This is a genomic window from Pseudomonas sp. R2-60-08W (genome assembly GCF_003852335.1).
Lineage (GTDB): Bacteria > Pseudomonadota > Gammaproteobacteria > Pseudomonadales > Pseudomonadaceae > Aquipseudomonas.
This window is the reverse complement of the sequence record NZ_CP027731.1, coordinates 202,568-228,542: the sequence shown is the minus strand read 5'-3', so window position 1 is coordinate 228,542 and position 25,975 is coordinate 202,568. Positions and strand designations below refer to the sequence as shown.

Genomic DNA, 25,975 nt, shown 5'->3' with positions numbered 1-25,975 from the left:
TATCGGGGGCAAGCCCCCTCCCACATTTGGACAGTGTAGGATTTGAGATCAGCGTTTCAGGCTTTGGGCCAGTTCCACTAGCTGTACGAACTCGTTGCGCAGGCCGAACGGGTCGTCGCCGCGGGCTGAGCGCGCCAGTTTGGCGGTGTCCTGCAAACTCATGTTGCCAGTGTAGCGGCCATCGCCCTTGAGCTGCTGGGCGAACGCGGCTACGGCGGCGCTGAAGCGCAGGTCGTCGCTGGGCCTGGCGGATATTTTATCGACGGTCCGTTCGATCAATTGGCTATCACCGCCCGCCGCAGGTTTGTAGCGTACGCGCACCGTCGCCAGTTCTGCCGAGGTGTTTTCAGCCGCAGGCGCTCTGGCATAGCGCAAAGGTTCCAACCAGCCCTTCTCGCCCTTGGGTACGATTTCGTACAGCGCGGTCAGCGTGTGCCCTGCGCCGATTTCGCCGGCATCGACTTTGTCGTTGTTGAAATCCTCACGCTTCAAGGCGCGGTTTTCGTAGCCAAGCAGGCGGTACTCGCTGACGTGTGCCGGGTTGAATTCCACCTGCAATTTTACGTCCCGCGCCACCACCGCCAGCGTTGAGCTGAGCTGGTCCACCAACACCTTGCGGGCTTCGCGCAGGTTGTCGATGTAGGCATAGTTGCCGTCACCGGCATCGGCCAGTTGCTCCATCAGGCGTTCGTTGTAGTTGCCCACACCGAAACCGAGGGTGGTCAGCGAAACACCGCTTTTGCGCTGGTCGACGGCCATTTGCTTGAGGCTGTCGAAGTCGCTGATGCCCACGTTGAAGTCACCGTCGGTAGCCAGCAGGATGCGGTTGATGCCCTTGTCGATAAAGCCTTCGCGGGCCATCTGGTAGGCCAGTTCGATACCGGACGCGCCAGCGGTGGATCCACCGGCGGTGAGTTGGTCGATGGCGTTGCGGATTTTGGTTTTGTCACGCCCGGAAGTCGGCTTGAGCACCACGCGGGATTCGCCAGCGTAGACCACCAATGACACGCGGTCCTGATCACGCAATTGATCCACCAGCAATTTCAGGGTGCTTTTGACCAGCGGCAGGCCTTCGCGACGGTCCATCGAGCCGGACACATCCACCAGAAACACCAGGTTGGCCGGCGGCAGGTCCGCCACGGCGCGGTCGGACGCTTTGACGCCGATGCGCAGCAGTTTAGTCCGTGGGTTCCACGGCGTGGCGGCGACTTCGGTCGTAACGCCAAAGGGTGAGCCATCGGTAGGCAGCGCGTAGTCATAGGGGAAGTAATTGACCATTTCCTCCAGGCGCACCGCGCCTTCGGGCGGCAGGCTGCCTTGGTTGAGGAAGCGTCTGACGTTGGCGTAGCTACCGGTGTCGACATCCACGCTGAAAGTGGAGACGGGGGTTTCGGCGACGCGATGCACCGGGTTGTCGGGCAGGTTGGCGTATTGCTCGCGGGGTTCGCTGCGGTAGTCCATGGTCGCGGTCTCGCGCATTTGCATCGGTGCAGGCATGGCCATGCGCTTGACCAATGCGCCCTGGGCCGTCGCACGCTGAAGCTCTGCGACGGGCTCAGCCGGTTTCGCCAGGTCAGGCGAGGAAGATAGCCCGCACCCGGCCAACGCCACCAGCAGGGTAAGGGTGAAGCCTTGGGCAGCAGGACGCAGGAAGAGCAGAGGACGGGACATGGGCTGAACCTCGTGAGTGAATAGTCCGTTCACAAGGTCAGACGCGGGGAATGTGGGGTTCGGGTTAACGCGTGCAATTTTGACAACAGCAGAAATCAGTGTGGGAGGGGGCTTGCTCCCGATGGCGGTGGGTCAGCCACCAGATGCAGTGGCTGACACTAAGCTATCGGGGGCAAGCCCCCTCCCACATTTGATCTTCAGTGTCTGAAGAACTTCAGTCTGTGCCGTATTTCGGGTTGCGCGGGCCGTACAGGATTCCGGTGCGCTGCCCGGCCGACAGCAACCGTGCGCTGGTGATGCCCGCAATCGGGTGCGCTGCGTCGGTGGAGCTGTTGATCACTTGCTTGACCGCCGCTGTAATCAACATACCCACCAGGCCACCGCTGTTATTGTTGCCCTCCTCGCTCGACGCACGCGCCGTGCCGGTCCACAGGGTGGTGCCGGTGCGCAGGTCCACCAGTTTGGCCGAGGCGGTCACCGAGGTGTCGCTGGAGATCAGCATGTACTTGGTGCCGTACTCGCTGACGGTGATGTACAGCGCGGCGTCTGCACCAAAGATGTCATGCAGCTTGGCCGGCAGTACGGCCTGGATATCGTTGGCGGTGGTCAGGCCGTTCTGGCGGAAGGTTTCGTCCACCAGGGCGATCGGCAGCACGTAGTAGCCGGCTTCGGCCAACGGATAGGTGACTTGCGACACCAGGCTGTAGGACGCCTGCACTTCCGGCGATTCGTTGATCGGCGGCAGTACCAGGATCGACTTGGGCCGCGCCTGTTTGTAGGCTGAGTAATCAAACGTCTTGGGCGCCGCGCAACCGCCGAGCAAGGCCAGGGCCAGCAGGGCGCCGGTGAGTTTTAACAGGCTCATTTAGTGGCGACTCCGGTCTTGGCGTTTTTCAGCAAAAAGTCCATGTAGGCGGCCGACTCAGGGAACAGCGCCTTCTCGGTACGAAACTCCTGCACCATCTGGTCGTCCTTGCCCATGTTCATGTACAGCATGCCCAAATGCGCGTGGTAGCCCGGCGGCGCCTTGCGGCCGGTGGCGTTGATCTTTTGCAGGTCGCGCTCCAGTGCCTCGACCTGCGCTTCCTTGGGCTCACCCTTGAAATATTCGTAAACCTGCGGCTGATAGCTTTCCCATTGATACAGGGGCTGGGGCGCCGTCTGGCACCCGGTTACCGTCGCGATTGCTGCCAGCGTCAGCGCCAACTTCACTGCCTTGCTCATCCGTGTACTGCTCCTTGAGGTGTTGCTGATCAGTTACGTGGGTTCCAGGCGCCGGCGTTGATGCCGTCCACCAGGCGGTTGATCGCTTCGCGCATGGCCAGGTCCAGCACCTTGCCATTGAGGGTGGAGTCGTAGCTGGCGGTGCCGCCGAAGCCGATCACTTCACGGTTGGACAGCGCGTACTCACCCGCGCCCTGGGTGGAATACACCACTTCGGAGGTGTTGATGTTGACGATATTCAACGCGACTTTGGCGTAGGCCACTTGGGTCTTGCCACGGCCGAGGATACCGAACAGCTGGCGGTCGCCGGTTTCCTTGCGGCCGAACTCGGTCACATCGCCGGTCACCACGTAATCAGCGCCCTTGAGCTTCTGCACGGTGCCTTTGATTTTGGCTTCCTGGGAAATTTCGCCCATGTTGTCGCGGTCCAGCACGCTGAAGCGGTTGGTCTGCTGCAAATGGGTGATGAGGATGGTCTTGGCCTGGCCACCGAGGCGGTCGACGCCGTCGGAAAAGATACCGCGCATGTAGCTGGAGCGGTTGTCGAACTTGCCCACGGCAATCGGCACGCGCACGCCGGAATAGGCCACGCTGGCGCTGGCGACTTGCTCCACCGGCATTGCGCGGTTGCTCTCGGTGGCGCAACCGGCCACGGTCAACAGCGCCACGGCGGTGAGGCCCGACAGCAGGATTTTGGACAGTGTCTTCACGTGTTGCTCCTAAAGTGAGAAATCGGCAGAGCGCAGGGCTGCGGCCATTTTCGGGGAGGGAAACACGTGCGTCTGTATTCATCCCTGAACCTGTCGTGCCGCAACGGCTGCGGCATTTTACGGGGTTGAGAGCGGTTCTCAAGGTGTTTTGAATAAACGCCGGGTTAAGTGATGAGTGGGGCTGCTGAGGGAGGGAAACCGGATCGGCCTAAAGTTCTGAGCCGACGTGCCGAGACCCTGACCTGGTTCATTCATTAATAGGGATATTGCGTGTTGAAAATCCTCTTGCGGGCAGCGGCCCTCGTTGCCGCACTGTCGATGACCGGCTGTGTGTCCTACACCGTCACCGGCCCCATCGGCGCCCCGTTACACCCGGCTTCTGTCAGCAGCCCGCGCAGCGCGCAAATCGCTGATGTGACGGTGAATGCCGCTGACATCAACGACGCCAACAAAACCGCTATCAGCCGTTCATTGACGTTGCAGCTTAACCAGTACGTGCGCGCGGCCGGTTACTTCAAGCAGGTTACCGAGTACCCGGTGCGCCTGGGTGAGCAGGATGTTTCGCTCAAGTTCAACATGACGTCGCTCAAGGGCCATCGCGGCGTGCACCCGGGTTATGTACCCGGCGCCTTGCTGACCTTGACGATCTGGATCTGGGTCAACGGCCCGATCTACGTCGACACGTTCGATCTGGCCGGCGACCTGGTGATCGTCGACCGCGACGGCAAGGAACTGGCCAGCAGCAAACAAGAGGTCAAGTTCGAGCGCAACGTGGGCCTTTACGGTCGCGAATACTGGGCCCCGACCATGGGCGCCAAACAACTGAACGAACTCGTCGCGCAACTGCTCGACACCGCCACCGCCAAACTGGCCAAACCGTAAACTCAAGGAGCATCACATGAAAGGATTGATCAAGCACAGCCTGGTACTCGCGGCCGTCTTGCTGACGGGCTGCGTGTCCTACTCGCAACACGAACTGCCACCGGTACAGACCTGGCCACCGACCGCCAACGCGCCAGCGCAGAAACCTACGGCGTACGTGCGCACCACCGGGCTGAACCAGGTCAACGGCGGCCCCGCCAACGCCGCTGCCGGCGCACCCGCCGCCCTGTGGGAAAAAGCCGTGGCGGATGGGTTCCGCCAGTCCAACCGCTTTGCACGGGTGAGCACCGACAAGGTTGACTCGGACATCTACGCCGACGCCACCCTGTACAACAACGAACAGTTCAGCATGGCCTCGGCGATTATCACCGGCGTGACGTTCTTCATCATCCCGTCCACGGCCAAGAACACCTTCACCCTGGAAACCGTGTTCAAGGACAAAGACGGAAAGGAGTTGGGCCGCGTCAAGAAGAGCGAGTCGGTACGCACCTGGATGCACCTGGTGCTGATCGTGGGCATCCCGTTCCAGGCAGACACCCGGGAAGTGGTAGAGGCGTTGACGCGCAGCACGCTGGATGAGGCGGTACAGCGCAAGTTGTTCTGACGGATTCACACAAATCCAAATGTGGGAGGGGGCTTGCTCCCGATGGCGGTGAGTCAGTCAACACATCATTGGCTGGACCACCGCTATCGGGAGCAAGCCCCCTCCCACAGGGGAATAGCGTCAGGCTCTACTTGCGCGGGTTGAGGCAGTAAAGCGCAAGTTGTCTGGACGGACTCACACAAATCCAAATGTGGGAGGGGGCTTGCTCCCGATGGCGGTGAGTCAGTCAACACAACATTGACTGGACCACCGCTATCGGGAGCAAGCCCCCTCCCACAGGGGATTAGCGGCAGGCTCTACGTACGTGGGTTGAGGCCGTACAGCGAAAGTTGTTCTGACGGATTCACACAAATCCAAATGTGGGAGGGGGCTTGCCCCCGATAGCGGCGAGTCAGCCAACACATCATTGGCTGAACCACCGCTATCGGGAGCAAGCCCCCTCCCACAGGGGATTAGCGGCAGGCTCTACGTACGCGGGTTGAGGCCGTACAGCGCAAGTTGTTCTGACGGATTCACACAAATCCAAATGTGGGAGGGGGCTTGCTCCCGATGGCGGCGAGTCAGTCAATGCATGATTGGCTGGACCACCGCAATCGGGAGCAAGCCCCCTCCCACACTTGTTTCGCGGTGTGGTTAGAAGGCGTAGCGTGCCTTGAGCATGACGCCGTCAGCATCGAAACCGCTGCGTGCCTGGCGGGTGTAGCTGGCGCCGACGCTGAAGTCCGACACATGGTAATTCACGCCCACACTGGCTTCATAGCTGTCACGCGCCACCGATGCACCGGTCACGGTAAACGGCGAACCACCCGCCACGAAGCTGGAGGTTTGCGCGACGCGATCACCCATCAGGTCGTGATAGGCCATCAACGTAGCTTCCGGTTGCAGCGTGCCGGCGCTCAACGGCAGGTTGGCCGCCAGGCGCACACCAGCGCCCAACTCGCCCACTTCATAACGCTGCGAAGCCGTGCTCAACGCCGCCGACGAACCTTTCTCGGTAAAACCATCCATGCGTACGTTGGCATAGCGCGCCGCTACACGTGGCTCGATCACCACCGCCTGGGACGGCTTGAAGCTGTAGCCGCCGATCACGCTGGCCGCCAACACATTGCTGTCGTAGCTGCCCTTGGCCGTGGTGCCCGCGACGTGGCGCTTGCTGTCGTTCTCGTTATGACCGTAGCTGAGGTTTCCATCCACGAACCAGTTCTGCAGCGCCCAGTTGCCGTACAACGACAGCGCGTGGCCCTCGACGTCGGTCTTGTTGCCCAGGTCCGAATGAATATTCGAATTGAGGTAGCTGTACGCCACGCCCAGGGTGGTGGTGTCGTTCAAACGACCGTCCACACCCACCGCCATGCCGCTGCTGTTGGCCGAGTAACCGTTGTTGCCGCCACGGCCGTCCTGGTCCATGTTGCTGCTCAGGCCCTGCACCCACACACCGCCGACCTGGTGGCTTTCACGCTGGTCGGTGAGGCGATTGAAGATCGCGCCGTTGACCACGGTTTGCCCCGACAGCGCCACATCGAGGGCGCCACGGTTGACGTCCGGCGTGAGTTGGTCGGCGAGTTGCGCCAGTTGCTGTGCCGTCCCGGCGTTGGCCAGGCTCTGGAATACCGGGTCGTTCTGGTTGAGCTCGCCGAGCACATCGTTTTTCAACACGTTAACGGCGGTTGCGGCCGACGCACCCGCGCTGGCACCCGCCAGTTCCTGCTGCACCTGCTGATCGCTTTTCACCGCCACTACGGCCTTGACCGTCTGCGCATCGGCCGAGTAGCTGAGCACGTTCAGCAACGACGACGCACTGGTCACGGCCACGCCGTTGTTCTGCACGTTGGTGGCTTGCAGCAAGGTGTATTGCGTGCCGGCTTTAGGCGCGGCGAAGTCGCCCGGGTTGGCGCTGACGGTCAGCTTGGAGGCCTGGGCCAGATTGGCCGTGCCGTTGACGGTGAGATACGGCGTGGTCGGCACCACACTGTCGGACAGGTGCATATCAACGCCCGCACCGCTGGCCACATTGAGATCGCCGGTGATAGCGGTGCCAGGCGCGGACAGGTTCAGCGAACCCGAGTTGACCGACACTGGCGCGATGATACGGCTGCCGGTGAAACCTGCCTGGCCGTCGATGTTGACGGCGTTGAGGTTGAGCAGGTCGCCGGTGATTTTGCCGCCGGTCCAGTTCAGGCTGGCGAGGTTATTGGCGTCGACGGCGATGCCGCTGTTGCTGCGGATTTCGCCGGCTTGCTGGTTGATTTCAAAGCTCGCAACCTGCTCGGCCGCATCCACCTGGATCGCAGTGCCGTCCGCCGCGATGAGGCCGCGGTTGACGATACCGCGCGCACCTGCGGCACTGTTCTGCGCAAAGCTGGCGCCGGACAGGTCGAAGGCATTGGCCGACGCGCCCTTGGCTTCAATGGTGCCGGTGTTGAGGATGTAATCAAAGGTGCCGCCGTACAGAAACAGCCCTTTCGCCTCATTGCCATTGGCGGAAATCAGGCCGCTGTTTTCAATACGCAGAGGGCTGGTGTCGGTTTCCACTTCCACACCCCAAGCGCCCTCGCCTGTGGCAGTAATCGAGCCCGAGTTCAGGATTTTGCCGCCGATGGTGGTCGGCGTGTCGCCGTCGATGTCAAGGATCAAGCCAATCGCACCCTCGCCGGCCATATCGATCACACCTGTATTGGAAACGTCACCCCCAATGGTGGTGCCATGCAGGTAAATGCCTTCGCCGCCGCCCAGGTAGCCGGGCGTTGTCACCGTACCCACGGGAGGCGTGGAGCGGATGGTGCCGGAGTTGATAACGCTGCCGCCAATCGTAGTGGGGCCGATCTCAAGCCCTTCATACGCGCCGTTGCGCATCAGCACGTTGCCTGCCTGAACCACATCCCCGGTGACAGTGCTCGGGGCCAAACCGGTCGGGCCAGTCCAGAACATCGGGTCGATAGCGATCGCGCGAATGGTGCGGCCTTGCGACTCCAGCGTGATGTCTGCGCGATTGATCAGCGAGCCTTGAATGTGGGTGTTGGCAAATCCCAGGCCGGCGGGGTCGGTGGTGTTGGAATCGACCACTCGGGAAAACTGGCCGGTGATGGTCACGGGCTCGTTGAACGTCTCATTGGCCCAAATATTCTTGCCCTGACCCAGGTCGAACTCCACGGCCAGCACTTGGGTGCTGATCGCGCCGACCATGATTGCCAACAGACTTTTCTGGAACTGCTTGCGCTTCATTTCTAACTCCATGAACTACAGGTCAAAACCGCCAAGAGGCCCGGCGGCAGTAGGTGTGCTGTGGGAAAGGATCAACCGATCCGAATGATGCCTCTGACGTCCTTGAGAATCGCAGGCGCGAGCCGGTGCACCGCAGGCGGTGGCAGAAAGGGGCCGTAAGAGGGGAAGGTTCACATCAATCCTTAATGTCATTTGAAAACGCTGCAGTCCATGCAGCCCTACCGATTGCGGGTGGGCGGGGTAAAGACACTGGGATAAACAAAATGTTCAAAGCTATAAGCGGCACGCCCCAACACCGCCCCCCTGTAGGAGCGAGCTTGCTCGCGAAAATCGTCAACGATAACGCGAGCAACCAGAAAAACGCCGCATAGACGTTGTTACACCACCGTCAGACTTACTTGAGCTCCTTCACCAGATACTGCGCAGATATCTGCGTAATCCCGGTCAACGCCCGGCGCAAGGCCTCAGGATCGGTGCGATAAGTCAGCGGCGTATAGCCATAAACGTTCTGGCCATTGAATGGTGTAACCGTTTCAAAGGTGCGCCAGATCATTTCATCGCCGCGATTCATCTGCGCCAACACGCTAATGGTGGGGTAAATCACGCTGCTGAACCCTTGGGTCAGGCGAAAGCCCCACTCAGACACGGTCAACTGGATCTGCGCATCGGCCGGTTCATCGTCACCGACCACCTTGAGCGTCGAGGTCTTGCCCAGCGCATCGACAAAGCCCTGCTTGAGCAACACACCCACGTCGATTTTTTCCGCTTCGATCAACGTCAGGATCGCCATCGACGTCGGCATCTCGGCCAATTGCCCAAGCTTCATGCCACCAGCCAAACCGGCGCCGCTCAACGCCGCAGTACCCACCTTGGACGCACCGCTGGCCATGCCAACACCCGCGCCAACCCCGGCCCCCAGGGCCGCGCCCCAGGCTTGTTCGCGACCGAAGTACACCATGTTCTTTTCCCACTTCACGGGCAGGACTTTTACCGTCTTGATCTGCGCGCGGTTTTCGGGGGTGAGGGGGTGGCTGACGCAACCGCCGAGGATGAGGGTGGTGAAAAGGATTAGGAGGAGGTTTTTCACATCAGTCCCTTAATGTTTGCAGAGAATAAGTAGCTGTCGGCAAGACCTGACCCTGCCGACAGACCGACTTCAACTTATTTGCTTTCTTTGGCAATAGTGCCCAAGGACGCATCCTTGACCAGATAACGGCCTTCGACTTCGCTCAGCGTTTTAAGGCTGTTACGCGCCACGGCGAAGCCCATTTCGACTTCCTGCTTGAGGTAAACCACCTCACCCGCCTTGACGTCGATCGGCATGTCCGCCCAGTTTTCAGCCTTGGAGCTGATCACATGCTTGCCCGGCGTCACGAAAAAATAGATGTACTGGTTACCACGGTTATAACCCATCTCCGAGTTGGCTTCCTTGTCATCCAGGAACACGTTGAACCGCACCATCATCCCGACGTTGCTAGGGCGCACGACATACACCAGGCCTTTATCGGCCACGGCAGCCTTGGGCAACGAGTAGTTCGCCACGTCAGCCTGCATCTTCTCTACCGACGGCGTGGAGGAACAGCCAAACAGAGTGGCCAGAGACAGAACGACAGCGGCTTTGCAGAACAACTTGATCATGTACTTCTTCCTTGTGGTTAACGGTGGAGCAGTTGCGAGAGCGCCGATGATGGCGGGGTCTCAGTTTTTGATGTGTTGGGTCATCGCCAATGTGTCGGCAAGGGTTGGCATGGCATGAGGGCTGGTGCCACTGCTGTGATGCCTTGCGCGATTTTGGGCGAGGGGCTTATAGTCCGGCCGTCGCTCAAAAAGCGACCGGGTTTGGCGACCCGAAAAACCGAGCCCTCAATAATCTAGAGAGCTTAATGATGAATCGATACATGCCCCTAACCGGCCACGACTGCACCGTCCCCGCCCTGATTATCGACACCCAGGCACCCCTCGACGTCCTTCACGACGCCGCCGTGCACCGTATTCGGGCCGTCACCCAACTGCTGGAAAACCTGGCCTTCCGCGAACAACTCAGCAGCGATGCCGTAGTGCTTTCAGACTTCGCCCACTTGCTGGCCATCCCGCTACGCGATGGGTGTGATTTGCTGGATGTCATCAGTCGCAGGCTGAATGCTGAGCTGTCCTGAGTGAAAAATCGGGCGGCCGTGGTGTCGCCCGTTTTGGTGCGCTAAAAATAGAAACAAAGGGGACAGATTTATTTAATTACTAGTTTTCAGCACTGACAAACTTACATCACCGAAAGTCAAAAACCCGAAAACAAGAATTAACGATACCTATATATCTATCATCAAACTCGGGGCTAATCTCCACAATGCGCCAATTATGCCTTACATCGAAACATCACAATTAAACAGGAACCACAATAGGGATCAGGTCACGGTTATAATAGCATATAATGCTTTAACAGCATTATTGCAAGTCGTGGCTTGGGCCTAATCCTGCTTTTGTGTTTTAAGCTCCTTAACACATGGATTGATCATTTGCATGATTTCTGTATTCGTTGTATAAACAATAGCAGGAGTCTTCGTAACATAAGTTGCCTCGCTGGTCCGCCCGGTAGCTTCGACAAAGTTACCCTCTGGTCCAACATAGGCTTTTTTTCCCTCCGGCACCATGACGTCGAGCATAAGCTTCTTTTTCTTAATATCTGGCTTATTGTGAACATCGAATGTCCAAACCTGCAGCGCATACTCTTTGGTGAATAAATAAAAATTGGGTGATGTCTCTCTGGACTCGTAGAGATGAGCGCACATGACGTCATTGACCATGATTTTTAAGATGGGTTTATAGTGCTGACCGCTATAATTGGCAAGTATCAGTTTTGTGCGCGCTTGTACCGCAAGTGCGTTCTGTGGTTGGCACGGTATCATGTCACCATAAGGATAGGTGCACCAAGTTACCTGGCTCATCGTGACGATCTCCTCGGGCGTTACGGAAAGATCCTTCTGGATGGATATCTGGTCCTCGAGCTTTTCGTAGGGAATGCCTGTGCATCCTGCTAATAGCATTAAATTAAACAAGATAACTAGGGAAAGACCTTTTCGGTATACGCTTCGATATTTCATTTTCGAACGTCCTTTTCTACTGTTGTGATGTTCGTACCGACGCTAAGTGGACCAATGGAGCTCGGATAAAATTGGCTCATACCACAATAAAAAACAACCTGTTCTAAATTTGTAGTCTAGCCGCATTCCCCTCAACTGCCGTTTTGATCCAAAACCCTTATCTCGCGCCAGTAGATATTTTCTGGTAAAGTCTGATTCTGGGTAAACAGAGAGAACACCTCAATCACATCATCAATATTAAACCACTCATCTTTATTTAACGGAACACGCCCCCCACCAAACGATAGTAAGGTCCCATCTTCAAAGTTCATACTTGAATTTGAATGATAACCTCTAAACAACTTTTTACTTTTAGCGTCATATCGTTCAATAAAACAAGTAAATCTGCCTCCAGCCACTTGCATGTAGTTACCGTCATCATCAGTGATGCATGCGAACGAGCTAGAACCGTAGCTTTTTAATTTTTTTAGCGCTTTTATAAGCTGCGCCTGATTAAAACCAATTATTACAGGACTATTTTCGGCTTCGAGCTTCATATTTACCACCTTCACGGCACATAGACAGTTGTAGCGCTTTCGATGACTTTGCCCTCTATTCGTCCTTTCCCTTGCGCCCCAAACTTATTAACAAAGTAATCGGTAAATTCTTGGTAGCTTGTCTTGCTAGCGGTTCCGCTTTTGACCTCAAGACCATGTAATGTACCATTTGCATCACGGGATTTCTCAGGGGCCGACCCCTATTCCCCGCTGCGGGATGGTTGTGATTTGTTGGATGTAATTGGAAGGAAATTTAATTCGCAGAATTCATAATAAAAAGTGGGCGGTTTTCAACCGCCCTACTTGAGAACACTTAAAATCAATAAAATAGGTAAGCTTTTAAAGAGCGCACATATAAAATTAACAACCTAGACATCTTCAATCAAATTGTGCCGCCTAAAATCTCTAGAAAATCATCATCTAAATCGTCCAAACCAACTTCAGAATTAATTACAACCAACTGTTCTGTCGTTACTGTCAGCGACTCGAGGACTTTCTCAATAATATTAATATCAATTATTTTTTCATAACAGTTTTCAGCAAACTCTTTATAGGCAAGAGCACCTTCTTGCAAGAAACCCAGAAGAGGAAACCGCTTCAATTTATCCGGTGATGCCTGCCATGAGCCTTGATTAGCCTCCCGCCAGAAAAAGAAACTTGCATTATTGTTGGAAAATGCAGGTTCATCTTTAAAAGCTCGAAATTTTTCGGGCATGTTATCCAAATGCTCTTGCGGATTCGACAATAAATTTTCATCTAGAACCTTACCTACAACTCCTTCGCAAGTAAAGTGTATAAAGTACCCGGCCCCCTCGCCGTTCTTCATGGATGCCATCATCTCTTCACCCTTCCCATCCCAATTACAATTGAATGAAAAGTACCTGTACTCCCATTGCGGCATAATTACCGCGTCTAGTAATGCCAGCCCTTGAGCAGTTTTTCTGACCTTTTCGATCGAAGGCAGGTCGCTTATATTTTTAATTAAATTACTCATCTAATTCAGCTCCGCTCTGGGCAGATTTATTTAACTCAGGCCATTTAAATAAAGCTGCCCCCTGCCCCTCTATTTTTTCTATCCCACTTTAATCGCTGGATATTCGCCTAGGAAGAAACCAATAAGCAGCAGCCCAAGTAGAGCTCCCGCCTAACAAAAAACTCAAAGATACGGGAAACATATTTCTCATTACATGATAATTTTCAACTTTACTTATGAAGAAAAAAACCACAACAAACATCCACACAGAAGAAACAACTGCGCCGACAATTGAAATCATTAAGTATACTTTAACCCTGCCCACAGGCCTAACAAAAACCAATATTAGAGCAAAGACTAATGCAGGAACAAAAAAAATCAATTGAACCATTAAGGGAATTGTAATAAATAGCGAAAAAATTTCACTTCCTCTTACCTCCCCGATTAATGATGAGTTCTTGAACACTGTTATCAATATCGAGATCAACATTAATGGCACGGCGGCTAACCCCGACAAAAAGGGACACAACATGAATGCGATAAAAACTCTTATTCTGGGATATGAATTAGATATCATAGTGCGCATCTTTGACTATAATCATAGCTACATTCTACGCACTTCATTCAAATGAATGATTTGGCGCTTTCCATCGACTATACAAATAAATCTAACGTAGCTATCCCCGTTTCGCCTTTCAGAAGTAAGGCCCCGTCTCGCTGCTAACAACGCGGCCTGCTCCACTCGACTAACACCTTTAATTATTCAGCTAGCCGTTCAAATAACTTTCCTAGAAACTCTGAGAAAGAGGGCGCAACGAATGACAATTCGAGGTCACTGCCGGGTGTGGATTCATGATGCCACATCACCACGCTTGGATCATCGGTCAAGCGATTCTCTCGGTAATCAAAACAGAGCGCGTCACCATTCCCCAGCGCCGAAAAAATAATTAACCCTTGAACGAATTCCTCCGGAGGATACTGATACTTAATCTCCATCGTCTCGAATGATCCCTCGATCTCGCCGAAAGGCAAGAACATACCGGTACCGCTCGTAACATCCTCTCCAAGAAGACGATTATAAAATTTAAAAACAGGCTTATTTAAGATAAACGCGCCATTAAACCCCACGCAAATTTCTTTATATAGGGCAGGAAGAGCTATGCCGGCCAGTCTTTCAAATGCCTCTATTTTAACGGGGCTACCTGGCCCATAATACGAATCAAAACTTATGCCTGCGATCATTTTATTTACCCTTACTCATCGATTCCCACCCGACGTGACGCGCGCCATTATGGAACACTTCGGGAACCAGCTGCATCCTACCGGTATCCTGATGGTGATGCCAAGTATACCCTGGGATCTTATCCTGGCCGCTGCGAATTGCTTTAAGCTGTACGTCCGTAAACGCGGAACTCGGAAAAGCGCCGCTCTCTATCTGTGTCCGCAAATCGCGGGTCGCCATCCTTAACTGCCCATCGTAACTGGCCGCTCTAAATTCACTTATGTTTATATGCGTGTCAAATTTTGTAACGTCATCAAATATAGGGAATCCTTTATTATCAAAGACCACACGAGCAGTGTTACCGTCTGGCAGCAAAATATCTTTATGCATTCCAGCCAGCTTTACATTAGGCATCCCTGCGGGCGGAACAGTCGTAGATAATACATTGTCGACCCCGTACTTATCGCTCAATTCAGCCCGTATATTCCTTGAGTCATAAGGAATATCTCCAACATTACCGTGAATCGAACAGCTTCCCGCATTACAGGTATAGCAAGGTCCAATGTTATGTACCCACGTGCTTAGCTTGCCAACATAGAAAGTATGCCCAATGTCCACCGTCAGGTTGTACGTTTTCCCCTGCGACTGCAGCAGCTTTATTGATACTACGGAGATCGAAGCCTCTTGCGTCGCCCCATCCCCCAACGACTGCAGTTGATCACCCGGCTTGAGCTCTATAAGTGGTACAAAGCCTTTGCGCGCCGGCACGTAGAACGGATGACCCGGCGTCACTTGCAGAGTCTCAGTGATACCTTCACCGGCACTGCCGTTCTTCACAAGCGTCAACTGGTAGATCGGCTGATCCGTGCGAATGTGGGTTGCCGAGACCTTCGAGGCGAACGGTTCACCTCCTTCTTCAGGTTTGGTCCAGACGACGTCGCCCACCCTGAGGGCGTCAATGGCTCGTTCACCATCAGGGGTGGCGACCATAGTCCCGGCAGCAAAACAGCATGGGCTATAGCCTGCTAACTTGGCCTGTGCTTGGTTGGCAAACTGTTCAGTCCCCTTACCCGCCGCCGCATCCAAGCCTTTACCGGCTGCTGACTCAATGGCCTTTCCAGAAACAGTCTCCGCAGCCTTCCCAGCGATAGCCTCCGTTCCTTTAACCGCCAATGTGTCCCGCGCCGCCAACTCTTTGATTGCGCTTAACAGTGCTCCCTTGCCTACGCCACCTACAGGCATAAGCTCAGCAAGCAGTTTGAGATCTATATCTGAATTAATGCCACCGCCCACCAAAACGCGTAGCCGGTCTATTTGCTCTGCTTGGGAGGCAGTATCAGAACTGAGCGCGGCGATTTCAGGAAATTTCCTGATAGCCGTACGCTCTCCGTATTGCTCGGCCCACGCATCCGGCACAACACCCACACCACCGGGTTCGTTGTTGTAGGTTGTGTTGCTCGAAGGATTGAACAGCAGCGAATCCTTGTACTGCTTATCTGTAGACTTGAACGCGACGACCTGATCCCCGTTCGCAACAATGGGGCTGCCATCACCCCAGGTCAGTAGGACTTTCTCGTTTTGCAGCTTATTGATAACTCCCCGCGCAACAGCCAGGTCGTCTCCTAGTGCTTGCCCTTCAGGATTTGTAGGACCGTAACCGGCCAGAATCCCTTGAAGCTCATTGTTGGTTTTCTGATCGACCTCACCTCCGGCAACAAATGTTAAGAGGGCATCCCACTCAAAGCCAGATCGGCTTTGACCTTTAGTGGCATCTAAACTCTTGGCCTCTTGGGCCAATCGTTTCTCTTCTTGAGCGTGCAACTTGCGGTTGTATGATTGTGCATTTCCAGCAATTTCCGAGCCCATTGCAACATCGCCGTCAACGCTTGCGGCAGCGAGCAATCCCACCAGCTTGGATGCTGCATTGACCAGTCGATCATGCTCTGCTGGATCACTACTAATGAGTAGAGGTGACTTATCCAACGTCACAATAAGGGCTTCATTAGCACCCGCAGCAATCGCTCCCGTCTTGAAGTCGCCACCCATGGCTTCCGAAAGCAACCCGCCTACAACGGCGTGCAGTGCCGTTTTGCTTAGACCGCTGTCTTGAAGTTTGTAGGCATTGCCAAAATCACCAACGCCTGTGAAGGCGGTCGCCTGCATCACATCAAAAAGACTGCCCTTCATGGCGTCTTTGAAGCTCCCTTGTCCAAGGGCTTCAGAAAGCGTCCCGCGCACTGCACCACCAGCTAATTGGATCGTTCCAAAACGGCCAATTGCTGCCGGGTCGTTCCAATGGGGCACGACGCTTGGGCCGCTTACTTTATTAGTTACGGGGTCGCTCTGTGCGCCGAACCAATTGCCACTCGCGTAATTCACAAAACCTGCAGAAGCACCCGCGATCAGCGATTGTTTCAGGCTGTCGCTGCTGAACGTTTCCTTGAATGCTGCCCCCAGGTTGCCTTTATTGTTTATGGTGCTAACAACGCCGGTGCTAGCAAGCGAAGTCAACGACGCCGTCGCGATAACGTTGCCCAACCCAGCCGCAGTTCCTGCAACTGCAGCGGTGGTCGACGTCGCAGCAGTAGCGGCTGTCGCAGCCGCCATGGTCGAGCCCGCGCCGACTGCGCTCCCTGCAGAGGCAGCAAGTGCACTGGCGGCTCCCGCCGTCAACACGGTGACAACGATAATGATTGCCAGCATTGCGCCTTGGCCGAGGCTGGAATGGCTGTACTTAAAGGAGTCGTGCAGTTCCTTCACATGCCGCCAATCCACATCCCCGCGCTTCTCGGCTTCTTTCAACCAAGCCAACTGTGGGTCTGCTTTGACCATCACATCAATCGTTTGGCTAACCGTGTTCTGATCAATCTGTTTAATGTCGATCTTCAGCCCGTTGACCGCCTTGATCGCCAACTCACCCTGTACCTTCAACTCACTTTGGCGCAGCGTCTCGTCGGTATTCCCCTTGCCCTTGGCGCTGGTCCACGCCAGGTCACTCTTGCTCTTCTCGTGGCTCTCCTGGTGCAGGTCCTTGACCGCCTCGAAGGTCACCGCGCCGCCACTGGTGATCGCTAGGTCCTTACCACTCTCGAGCTTGGCCCGCTGATACAGCTGATCACCGCCGCTGACCAGCGACAGATCACCACCAGTCTTGATTTCAGTCCCCACATTCGTGACGTGGGTCACTTCATCGCGCTTGGTCTTCTTCGCGCCCCAACCACCCTTCTCCTTCATGTCGTAAAGGCTGTAGGTGCTGTTCTGCGCCGCCAGCAGGTTCAACTTATCCCCGCTATACAGATAAGCCTCATTCCCCGCACTGATCCTGCTCGCCACTATCGTGGTGTCACGCCCAGCCTGGCTGACGAAATCCCCGCCCGCCGTCAGTACGCTGGCCACTTGGGTGGTCTGGTCGTCTGAGGTTTTGATGCGTTTTTTGCCGTGTTTTTCCTTGCCTTCGACGTTGTGCATGTCGCTGACGGAGGCGACGTTGAGGTCGCGGCCGGCGGCGATGTTGAGGTCCTTACCCGCCGTGGCGTTGCTGCCGATGATGTTGACGTCTTGCCCGGCTTGCATGTTGATGCTGCCGCCCGCCGTGACGCTGGCGGCGAGGTTTTTGACGTCGGTGGTGATGCTGGATTTTTCGCCGCTGTCACGGGTCTCGTGCTTGACGCTGGTGTCGCTGGCGGCGATGAGGTTGAGGTCGCGGCCGGCGGTGAGGTTGGCGTCGTTGCCCGCTACCAAAGCGCCTCGGTTGGTGAGGTCGCGGCCGGCGTCGATGGCGAGGTTTTCGCGGGCGACGATGGTGCCAGCGCTGGTGTCGGTGAGGGTGCGCATGCCGACGCCGTCACGCACCTGAATGGCGGTGTTGTCGTTGGTGACATCGCCCTTGAGCGCGGTGAGGCTGACTTGCTTGCCGCGGATTTCGCCGGCCATGGCGTTGCGGATGCTGTCCTGGGCCAGCAGGTTCAGGTTGTTGCCGGCTTCGACCAGGCCGCCGGTGTAGATACTGCCGCTGCTGATGGCGGAGAGGTTGTTGCTGGCGCGCAGGGTGCCGACGTTGATCAGGTCGCCGCCGGTGACCAGGTTGAGGTCGCGGCCTTGGATCAGGCTGTTGCCGCGCACGTTGCGCGACTCGGCCTGGGCCAGGTACAGCACGGGCACGAGGACGGTCTGGCCGTCGATGACGCGATTTTCCATCCACACGATGTCGTGGGTCAGGGCGCCGACTTGCTGGCCGGTTAGGGACACGCCGAGGCTCAGGCGCAGGGCGTCTTTGCTGGCCAACGCGTTGTCCATCAGGTAGCGGAACTGGTCGGCGTCGCTGTACAGGCCGCCGGCGAGGAAGCGTTGGCCGGTTTGCGCGAGCACCGCGTCGCGGATCAGGCGGGTTTCGTACTGGCCGTCACCGAGGCGGCGCCAGGCGTTGTCGGAATTGAAACCGAGTTTGCCGAGCATGTAGTCGGAGCTGAAGAAGCCCGATATCGAGGTGAACTCGGGGTTGGTCTCGATCAGGTAGTGGCTGGTGGGGTCGGCGTTCTTGACGAACAGGCCGTACTCGCCCTTGGGCAGTTGGAAGGTGGGCGAGGTGGTGGGGTCGACCGGGGCGAAGGCGGTGCCGGTGTAGTCCACAGGCACGAAGCCGCCGCCGGGGGCCACGCCCACTACTGGCAATACGCTGCCCGGTGCCTGGGCGCTGGGGTCGTTGGCGTGTTTGCTCAGGTTGATGTTGATGCCACCGACGGGGATGCCGGTCTGGTCGTCGCCGAGGGTGCCGGTCAACTGGGCCAGGGTGTTGTTGTGCAGCGTGCCGTTTTGCAGGGTGCGGGCGACGTTGAGGTTGACCGTGCCGCCGGCTTGTAGCGTCGCCGCGTAGCCAGGGCCGCCGTTGTCGGTCCAGGTGGTGACGTCGCTTGAGTGGACGAAAGGCCGGCTATTGGGCGAGCGGCTTTTCAGTTCTTCGAAGCGCGCCTTATCGAAATGCCCAGCCGCCGTGGCCGCATTGAACGCGGGAACGTCGACGTATCGCATGCGTTCAAACAAATCGTCGGGAACGTGCCCTGGCGTGTTGACGACAATCTTGCGCTGCCCCGTACGCGTGGCGGCGCCCTGATTGAGCAGGTCACCGGCGGTGATGCTCAGGTCGCCATTGGCGGCCATCAGGCTGTAGCGGTTCTGCACATTGTCGCCTTGCAGCAGCATGTTTTTGCCCGCCACCAGGCGCGCCGCTGCCGAATCCTTGGTCGCCGCCTCAAGGTACGTTTCGTAGATGGTGATCTCGCCACGTTCCCAGTTGTCGCTCTCGTCGCAGTGTTGCGAACAAACCCAATACAAGCTGCCGGTAGTCAGCGTTTGCCCGAGATCGAATTCGTCTTTGGCGTTTTCGATGAAGCCCGCATTGATGCCGATGGAGCCTTCGCTTTCCACGGTGCCGGAGCGGTTGCTGAACAGCACGGCACGCCCACCATCCCGTGCGGCGAAGCTCAAGTTGCCTTTGCTGTAGACATCGCCATAGCTGTTGCTGAAGCCATTGGCGCGCAACGTCATGTCGCCGCCGCTGAACAACAGCGAATCGGCCGCATTGGTGATGCCGTTGACGGCGGTCAGGTTCACCGCGCCCTGGGCACCGAGGGTGCCACGGTTGTCGATTTGCGCGGCGGCGATATCCAACTGCTGCCGGGCGGTGAGGAAACCGAGGTTGGCCAGGGTGCCGTTGAGGGTCAGGCGAGCATTGGTGGCCGCCAGGCGGCCGCCGTTCTGGTTGAGATTGTTCGCAGCGACGGTGAGGGTTTGCAGAGCCGAGACGCGGCCGCTGTTGCTCATGTCGCCGGTGGTGATGCTCAGGTCGCCATCGCTGAGCAGTTCGCCGCCGTTGTCCAGGCTGGCCACATTGAGGACCAACCCCTTGGCGCTGGCCATACGGTCACCGGCCTTGAGGGCCAGCGCTTGGTCGCTCTTGTAGGTGAGCACGTCGTTGAGTTGCACGCGGCCCAGGCCGTCGACTTTGCCGAATGCCCAGTCGGCGCTGCCCATGCCCTGGATATTGCCCTGGCTGCCGGAGAGGCTGGCGGTGTTGAGGTGGAACAGGCCGGTGCCGGCGTGTTGCAGCATGCCGTTCTGGTTGTTGAGGCTGGCCGCGTCGAGGTTGAAGGCCTGACTGCCGAATTCCAGGGTGCCATTCTGGTTGTTTACCGCCCCACTTAGGTTGAGGCTGCTGCTGGCGCCGCCCAGGCCACGCAATTGGCCGTTGGCGCTGTTGTCCAGGTTGCCGCCGGTGAGGGTCAGGCCCTGGTTGGCTTCGATCAGGCCGCCCTGGTTGGTGAGGGTGTCGCGAGAGGTGAGGTTGAGCTGGTTGCCGCTGATCTGGCCGCCTGCGCTGTTGTCGAGGGTGGCGCCGTTGACGGTCACCTGCTCTTTGCCGAACAGTTTGCCGCCACGGTTGGCCAGGGTTTGCACGGTGAGTTGCAGATTGCCCACCAAGCTCGCCATCAGGCCGTCGCTGCCGTTGTTCACGCTGTCGGCGGTGACGCTCAGGCTGTCGCCCTGCACGGTGCCGTCCTGGTTATCCAGGCTGGCGGTGGTCAATTCGGTGAGGGCGCCGCCGCTGAGGATCAGGCCCTTGCGGTTGCTCAGATCCTGGCCGCTGTAGCTCAAGCCTCCGGTGCCGGCCAGCAGTTGGCCGTTGTCGTTGTTCAGGTGCTGGGCGGCGATGTCCAGGCGCTTGCCGCGCAGGGTGCCGCCGTCGTTGTTGAAGGTGGTGAGCTGCTTGACCAATACGCTGCGCTCGCCCGCGTCGATCTGGCCGCCGACGTTGGTGAGCAGGTCGCTGACCTTGAGCACCACGTCGCCGCCATCGCTGACCAGCGCGCCTTTGTTGCTGTTGTTGAAGGTCTGCGCGGTCACGTCGACGGTCTGGCCCAGCAGGATGCCGGCGCTGTTGTCGAAACGCTCGCCCTGCAATTGCAGGAGGCCTTCGCTCTGGATGCGGCCCTGGGCGTTAAGCAACTGGCCCGGGCCTTTGAGCAGCAGGCTGACGCCCTGGGCGCCACCGGCCAGCAGGCCGGCGCTGCGGTTGTCGAGGCCGGTAGCGCGCACGTCGAGTTGGTCGCCCAAGACGCGCCCGGCACGGTTGTCGATATCGCCACCGGCAACGTCGAACAGCAGTTGCTTGCCGACGATCACGCCGTTCTGGTTATCCAGGTTCGCGGCGCGCAGTGCGATATCGCCCTGCCCGGCCTGCAGGCGGCCCTGGGCGTTGTTGAGCTGTTGCGCGGCGGTGAGGGTCAGCTTGCCGGTGTCGGCGCTCAGCACGCCGCTGGCATTACTGCTGAGGGTGCCGGCAGTGACGTTGAGGTCGGTGCTGGCCTGGGCGAAACCCTGGTTGTTGTTGAAGGTGTTGGCAACGGTGAGGTTGAGCGCGCCGCCGTCGGCCTGGATCAGGCCCTTGAGGCTGTTGTCGAGGTTACTGGCATTGACGGTAGCGGTTTTGCCCACCAGCACGCCGTTCTGGTTGTTCAGGCTGCCGGCGTTGACGGTGAGGTCGTTGGCGATGATTTGCCCGCCGCTGTTGTTGAGGTTGGCGCTGGTCACGACCAGGCTGCCACCGGCCATTTCGATACGGCCCTGGCGGTTGTCCAGGGAGGCGCTGTCGAGCGTGGCGGCCTGGCCTTCGCCGAAGCGGATCAGCCCGCCGAGGTTGACGATGGCCGGTGAGTTGATCGCCAGGCTCTGCTCGCCGAACAGGCGCGCGCTGGCACCCTGGTTGGTCAGCTTGGCGCTGCTGAGGTCGACGGTCTTGGCCTGGATGATTGCGCCCTGATTGGTCAGCGCTTGCGCGGCGGTGATCGCCAGGGCGCGGCTGGCCAGCAGGTTGCCGGAGGTGGTGACGGTTTGCGCGTTGACCACCAGATCGCCGGTGGTGTTGCGGGTGTTATCGGCGGCGACGCCGGCTTCGATGATGCCGGGGTTGTTCACGTTGGCCGCGTTGAGTTCGATGCGCTGGCCGGCGGCGATGCTTTTCTGGTTGACCAGGTTCTGAGCGCTGGTGACCTGCACGTTGCCGTTGGCGTAGACCTTGTCGGTCAGGTCGACATTCTGCGCCGTGACCTTGACGTTGCCGGTGGCCGCCGCCTGCGCCATGCTCAACCGCCCATTGGCATCGAGCTGAATATCCCCACCACTGGCCGCCAGCGTGCCGTCGAGCTTCACGCCCACACCGGCCTCGGTGCCCACCAGTTTGATCGCACCGGCATACATGCCGCCCAGGGCGGACGAGTCGATCGCCAGCTCGGGTTTGGCGCTGCCGTCATCGGCGCGTGGGGTGGCGTTGAGTGTTTTTGCATCGACGTCGTTACGCCCGGCGATCACGTTGAGTTCGCGCGCGTTGATCTGCGCGTTGATTTTGGCCGAGCGGGTGATGATGTCGAAGCGGTCGACGTTGCTCGCGTTCAGGCCTTCGCCGTCGATGGTCACGGCGCCGCCGTCGACCTGGTAGCTTTTCAGCTGGCCGGTGGGGTCGAGGACCGGTTTGCCGGTGGTCAGGGTCACGTTCGGCGTGTTGATAAAGCCGCAGCCGCTGCAGGTAATCCCGTACGGGTTGGCGACGATGACCTTGGCCGACTGCCCCGCTACTTCGGTATAACCGCGCAACTGACTGGCGCTGCCGCCGTTGACTTCGTTGAGGATGACGCTGGCCGCGCCGCCCTTGAGGTTGGGGTTGCCGACGATGTAGCCGCCCAGCTGGGTGTTGACCAGGGTGCCGGTGGCGTTATTGAGGATCACGCCGTTGGGGCCGACGTTGTACTGCTGGAACTGGTTATGGGACAAGCCTGCGCCATTGGGCGTGGCGATGTTCACCACCGGTACGCCATTGCCCGCCGCACCTACCGTGGTGCCTGGCGCGCTGACCACAATGCCCTCGGCCTGGGCCAGCAGCGGCTGCCAGAACAGCGCATTGGCGAGGATCAACGCCAGCCCGCGCTTGGGCAGGCCGAAGAACGCGTTGCGCGGCTTCAGGGCGGCAGAAGGTTGGCGGGCCAGGAAGGCGAATTGGCGAACGTCCATTGTCAGGTTCTCATTGCAGCGGGGCGTTGAATTACAGGAAGAAATCCATGCGGAAGTAGATCGGCGCTTCGCGCTCGGTCACGACCCCAGGTCTTTCTAACGAATGGGCAAAGGTCACGCTGGTGCTGACGTGTTTGCCGCGGGCGAACAGTTCCAGGGAGTTGCTGGAGACCCGCCCATGCAGGTTGTCGTTGTAGCGGTCGTTGCTGATCACGCCCTGGTCGTAGCCGACGCTGGCGCCGTATTCGAAGAAGGCCGGGCGCATCCAGTCGAGGGTCACCGGGCGTGCCCAGCGCACTTCGTTGCGCCAGTAGCCGCCGCTGTCGCCGGTCAATAATTGGTCCTTGAAGCCGCGCACCGAGGCCGAACCGCCGAGGCTCATGCGCTGGGGCGAAAACAGGATGTCTTCGCTGCGTTGGCCGGTGGCCAGGCTGCTGAAGCTGAACGACTCGCCCCACAGGCTGAACGGTTGCAGGTAGCTGACGGTGGCGGTGTATTTGCGGTAGCGCGAATTCGGCTGGCGGCGGCCGAGCGGGTCGCGCTCTTCCTGCGACTGGGCGTCGAGCAGGCCGATGCCGCTCTGCATGCCCAGGTCGAGGTTGACGAACGCGCTGCCGATACGGCGGCCGTGGTTGATGCCCAGTTGCAGTTCGCTGAGGCGGTTGCTGCTGGGCGCGGTGCGCACGTCGAGGAGGTAGTTGTTGGTGCGCAGGTGCGCCAGGCCGACGTTGACCGAGGTCTTGCTCACGTCATCGCGGTGAATCACCCGCTCGGCGCGCAGTTGGTGGTTCTGGTTGTCGCCGTCCTGCTTGTACTTGGCGTTATCGGCCACGATGTAGGTGCGGTAGTCGCTCTCGTTGTAGCTGTAGCTGAAGTTCCACCAGCCCCATGGCACGTTGTAGTAAAGCAGGGTGTTTTTCGAGGTTTTCTGGTGGTCGCTGATGGCGTCATGGCCGCCGCGCAGCATCAACTGGTCGCCCAGGCCGAGCGGGCTGTCCCACTCAAGGCCGGCGCCCCATTGCTGTTCGCCGGTGCTTTTCTGGCCGTCGTTATTGCGCGACAGGCTGGCGCGCCAGGGCTTTTGTGGGGTGTTCTTGACCACCACGTCGCTGCCGCCGACCTGGCTGCCGGGGGTCAGCTCCATCTGCGCCTGTTTCGACGGCAGGCGGTTGAGCTGGTCCACCAGTTGCTCGATCTCGCGCAGGTTCAGCGCCTCGCCGACCTTGCCGGGAAAGGCCATGGCCAATTCGCGCTCGGTCACCGTGCTGCCTTCGGCGCTTTTCAGGGCTTCGAGCTTACCTTCCACCACCAGCACTTGCAGGTGGCCGCTGGAGAGGTCTTGCTGCGGCAGGTAGGCACGGCTGGTGACGCGGCCTTTGCCGAGGTAGTAGTCGGTGATGGCCTTGAGCAATTCGTTGAGCTGGGACACGCCCAGGCACTGGCCGATATACGGTTTGAGCAGGCGCTCGCGGTCGGCGGCCGGCAGGCTGTCGGCGCCTTTGAGTTCGATATCCTGGATCGGGAAGCAGCGCGTGTCGGCGGGGGTGGCCGGGGCTTCGGGCTTAGCCGCTTTACCGGGCAGGTCCTGGAGTTCCTGCAGACGCCGCTGCTGCTCTTCGAGCAGGCGGTTTTGACGGTCGCGGATCAGGTCCTGGTCGCCGGGGGTGGGGGCGGCGAATGCAGTGTTCAGGCCCAGGCAAGTGAGCAACACAGTGCATAGAAGAAACCGAGTCCGTGGCATTAACAGAGGCATGTTCGATCCGTCGAAAATCAAGGGCCGGCAAACTAACATCGAACTTCCAGCAGTCCAAGACGCTGGGGCTGTTGGGTGTTCGAGCGGGCCTGGCCGTTAATGTATTGATTAGTAACAAAATTTAATCATCTAACAGCTTTCAGGCTGATCGCGGAAACGTTTAATCCGACCGGCGGCAGCTGTTTCGATGAGAATTCGACTGAGCAGCCATTGATCGCCATTATTTAGCCATCAGGTGTCGTCGCTAGGTTAGTACCGGGGATTGGAGGAAAGTTCGCGGGGGTTTTGTGAATCCGATCCCATTTATCGGAATTCCCACAACAGGGATTGAACTGCTGCGCATAGGTGGGAGGGGGCTTGATCGTTCCCACGCTCCCGCGTGGGAATGCAGCCCGTGACGCTCCGCGTCACCTGTGTGAGCGGTTGGCGGGACGCGGAGCGTCCGAGGAGGCATTCCCACGCGGGAGCGTGGGAATGATCTTTAGACCGCTATCGGGGGCAAGCCCCCTCCCACATTGGGTATTCACTGCATTGAAGAGCCTAGCCAATGCCCTTGTCTTTTTCCGAGCCGGGCACCAGGGCCAGGCCGGGGCGTTCGACGTCGCGGGACACGTGGGACTTCACTTCTCCCACGCCACCCTCTTCATCGTTGTGGATCACCAGCACGCCAGGCCGGCGCAGTTGCTCCAGGTCGCCCGCGCCAAGGTTGAAACTTTCACTCAAGTGCTGGTCGCTGAGCGCATTCGCCTCGGCGCGACGCTGGGCGAATTTGCGGCCTTTACGTTGCTGGTAGCGCGCCCAGGCGATCAGAATCACGGCGTTGAACAGAGCGATCCACAGATAGATCTGCAAGGTATTGAGCGCGGCGAAAATCGGCGCTTCCAGGCGCGGGCCGCCGTGGGTTTCGAGCATGGCGCTCATGCCCCGGGCCAGCAGCCAGACCAGGCCGCCCCAGGCCAGCAGGGTAAGCAACACATCGATGATCCACATCACCAGGTGCTGGCGGGTTCTGACCAGTTTCAT

The 25,975-nt window shown here is 58.1% G+C and carries 17 protein-coding genes; 3 read left to right on the top strand and 14 right to left on the bottom strand.

Annotation, left to right across the window (positions count from 1 at the left end; genetic code table 11):
- Positions 1-48: 48 nt before the first annotated feature.
- The 4 genes from C4J90_RS00905 to C4J90_RS00890 form a co-directional block, all read right to left on the bottom strand.
- Positions 49-1,671: a VWA domain-containing protein gene (locus C4J90_RS00905; protein WP_124418991.1), complete on the bottom strand. Its 1,623-nt coding sequence runs from the start codon at positions 1,669-1,671 to the stop codon at positions 49-51.
- Between the two features lie 214 nt (positions 1,672-1,885).
- The gene (locus tag C4J90_RS00900) at positions 1,886-2,536 is read right to left on the bottom strand and encodes a DUF799 domain-containing protein (RefSeq protein WP_124365367.1); all 651 of its coding nucleotides are present in this window, start codon (positions 2,534-2,536) and stop codon (positions 1,886-1,888) included.
- Entirely contained in the window at positions 2,533-2,895 is a 363-nt protein-coding gene (locus tag C4J90_RS00895; RefSeq protein ID WP_124365366.1) for a DUF4810 domain-containing protein, read from the bottom strand. The genes C4J90_RS00900 and C4J90_RS00895 overlap by 4 nt, the downstream gene beginning before the upstream one ends.
- Before the next feature lie 29 nt (positions 2,896-2,924).
- Entirely contained in the window at positions 2,925-3,605 is a 681-nt protein-coding gene (locus C4J90_RS00890) for a CsgG/HfaB family protein (RefSeq protein WP_124360727.1), read from the bottom strand.
- A 270-nt stretch (positions 3,606-3,875) separates the two neighbouring features.
- On the opposite strand from C4J90_RS00890, the gene C4J90_RS00885 reads away from it, so the two are divergent.
- Complete coding sequence (locus C4J90_RS00885) at positions 3,876-4,487, top strand: hypothetical protein (protein ID WP_124360726.1); 612 nt, start codon at positions 3,876-3,878, stop codon at positions 4,485-4,487.
- 16 nt (positions 4,488-4,503) lie between these two features.
- The gene (locus C4J90_RS00880) at positions 4,504-5,091 is read left to right on the top strand and encodes a hypothetical protein (protein WP_124369157.1); all 588 of its coding nucleotides are present in this window, start codon (positions 4,504-4,506) and stop codon (positions 5,089-5,091) included.
- 633 nt (positions 5,092-5,724) lie between these two features.
- Here the strand turns inward: C4J90_RS00880 and C4J90_RS00875 are convergent.
- From C4J90_RS00875 to C4J90_RS00865, 3 genes are all read right to left on the bottom strand, one after another.
- Positions 5,725-8,313, bottom strand: coding sequence for an autotransporter outer membrane beta-barrel domain-containing protein (locus C4J90_RS00875; protein WP_124418990.1), 2,589 nt, complete (start codon positions 8,311-8,313; stop codon positions 5,725-5,727).
- A 394-nt stretch (positions 8,314-8,707) separates the two neighbouring features.
- On the bottom strand, positions 8,708-9,400 hold the full coding sequence (locus C4J90_RS00870; RefSeq protein ID WP_124418989.1) for a hypothetical protein: 693 nt from the start codon (positions 9,398-9,400) through the stop codon (positions 8,708-8,710).
- 74 nt (positions 9,401-9,474) lie between these two features.
- On the bottom strand, positions 9,475-9,867 hold the full coding sequence (locus tag C4J90_RS00865) for a DUF2846 domain-containing protein (protein ID WP_177413417.1): 393 nt from the start codon (positions 9,865-9,867) through the stop codon (positions 9,475-9,477).
- Positions 9,868-10,211: 344 nt separating this feature from the next.
- On the opposite strand from C4J90_RS00865, the gene C4J90_RS00860 reads away from it, so the two are divergent.
- Positions 10,212-10,469 carry a hypothetical protein gene (locus C4J90_RS00860; protein ID WP_124372368.1) on the top strand — a complete coding sequence of 86 codons (258 nt, stop codon included), beginning with the start codon at positions 10,212-10,214 and terminating at the stop codon, positions 10,467-10,469.
- A gap of 306 nt (positions 10,470-10,775) precedes the next feature.
- On the opposite strand, the gene C4J90_RS00855 is transcribed toward C4J90_RS00860, so the two are convergent.
- From C4J90_RS00855 to pgaD, 7 genes are all read right to left on the bottom strand, one after another.
- A complete protein-coding gene (locus C4J90_RS00855; protein WP_124418988.1) occupies positions 10,776-11,408 on the bottom strand; it encodes a hypothetical protein in 633 nt (210 codons plus the stop codon).
- Between the two features lie 131 nt (positions 11,409-11,539).
- Positions 11,540-11,944 carry a hypothetical protein gene (locus tag C4J90_RS00850; RefSeq protein WP_124418987.1) on the bottom strand — a complete coding sequence of 135 codons (405 nt, stop codon included), beginning with the start codon at positions 11,942-11,944 and terminating at the stop codon, positions 11,540-11,542.
- Between the two features lie 382 nt (positions 11,945-12,326).
- On the bottom strand, positions 12,327-12,938 hold the full coding sequence (locus C4J90_RS00845; RefSeq protein ID WP_124418986.1) for a hypothetical protein: 612 nt from the start codon (positions 12,936-12,938) through the stop codon (positions 12,327-12,329).
- A gap of 738 nt (positions 12,939-13,676) precedes the next feature.
- Positions 13,677-14,159: an SMI1/KNR4 family protein gene (locus C4J90_RS00840; protein ID WP_124418985.1), complete on the bottom strand. Its 483-nt coding sequence runs from the start codon at positions 14,157-14,159 to the stop codon at positions 13,677-13,679.
- A 1-nt stretch (position 14,160) separates the two neighbouring features.
- Positions 14,161-23,199, bottom strand: coding sequence for a filamentous hemagglutinin N-terminal domain-containing protein (locus C4J90_RS00835; protein WP_124418984.1), 9,039 nt, complete (start codon positions 23,197-23,199; stop codon positions 14,161-14,163).
- Positions 23,200-23,230: 31 nt separating this feature from the next.
- Positions 23,231-24,952, bottom strand: coding sequence for a ShlB/FhaC/HecB family hemolysin secretion/activation protein (locus tag C4J90_RS00830; RefSeq protein WP_124418983.1), 1,722 nt, complete (start codon positions 24,950-24,952; stop codon positions 23,231-23,233).
- Positions 24,953-25,492: 540 nt separating this feature from the next.
- Positions 25,493-25,975 carry a poly-beta-1,6-N-acetyl-D-glucosamine biosynthesis protein PgaD gene (gene pgaD / locus C4J90_RS00825; protein ID WP_124360714.1) on the bottom strand — a complete coding sequence of 161 codons (483 nt, stop codon included), beginning with the start codon at positions 25,973-25,975 and terminating at the stop codon, positions 25,493-25,495.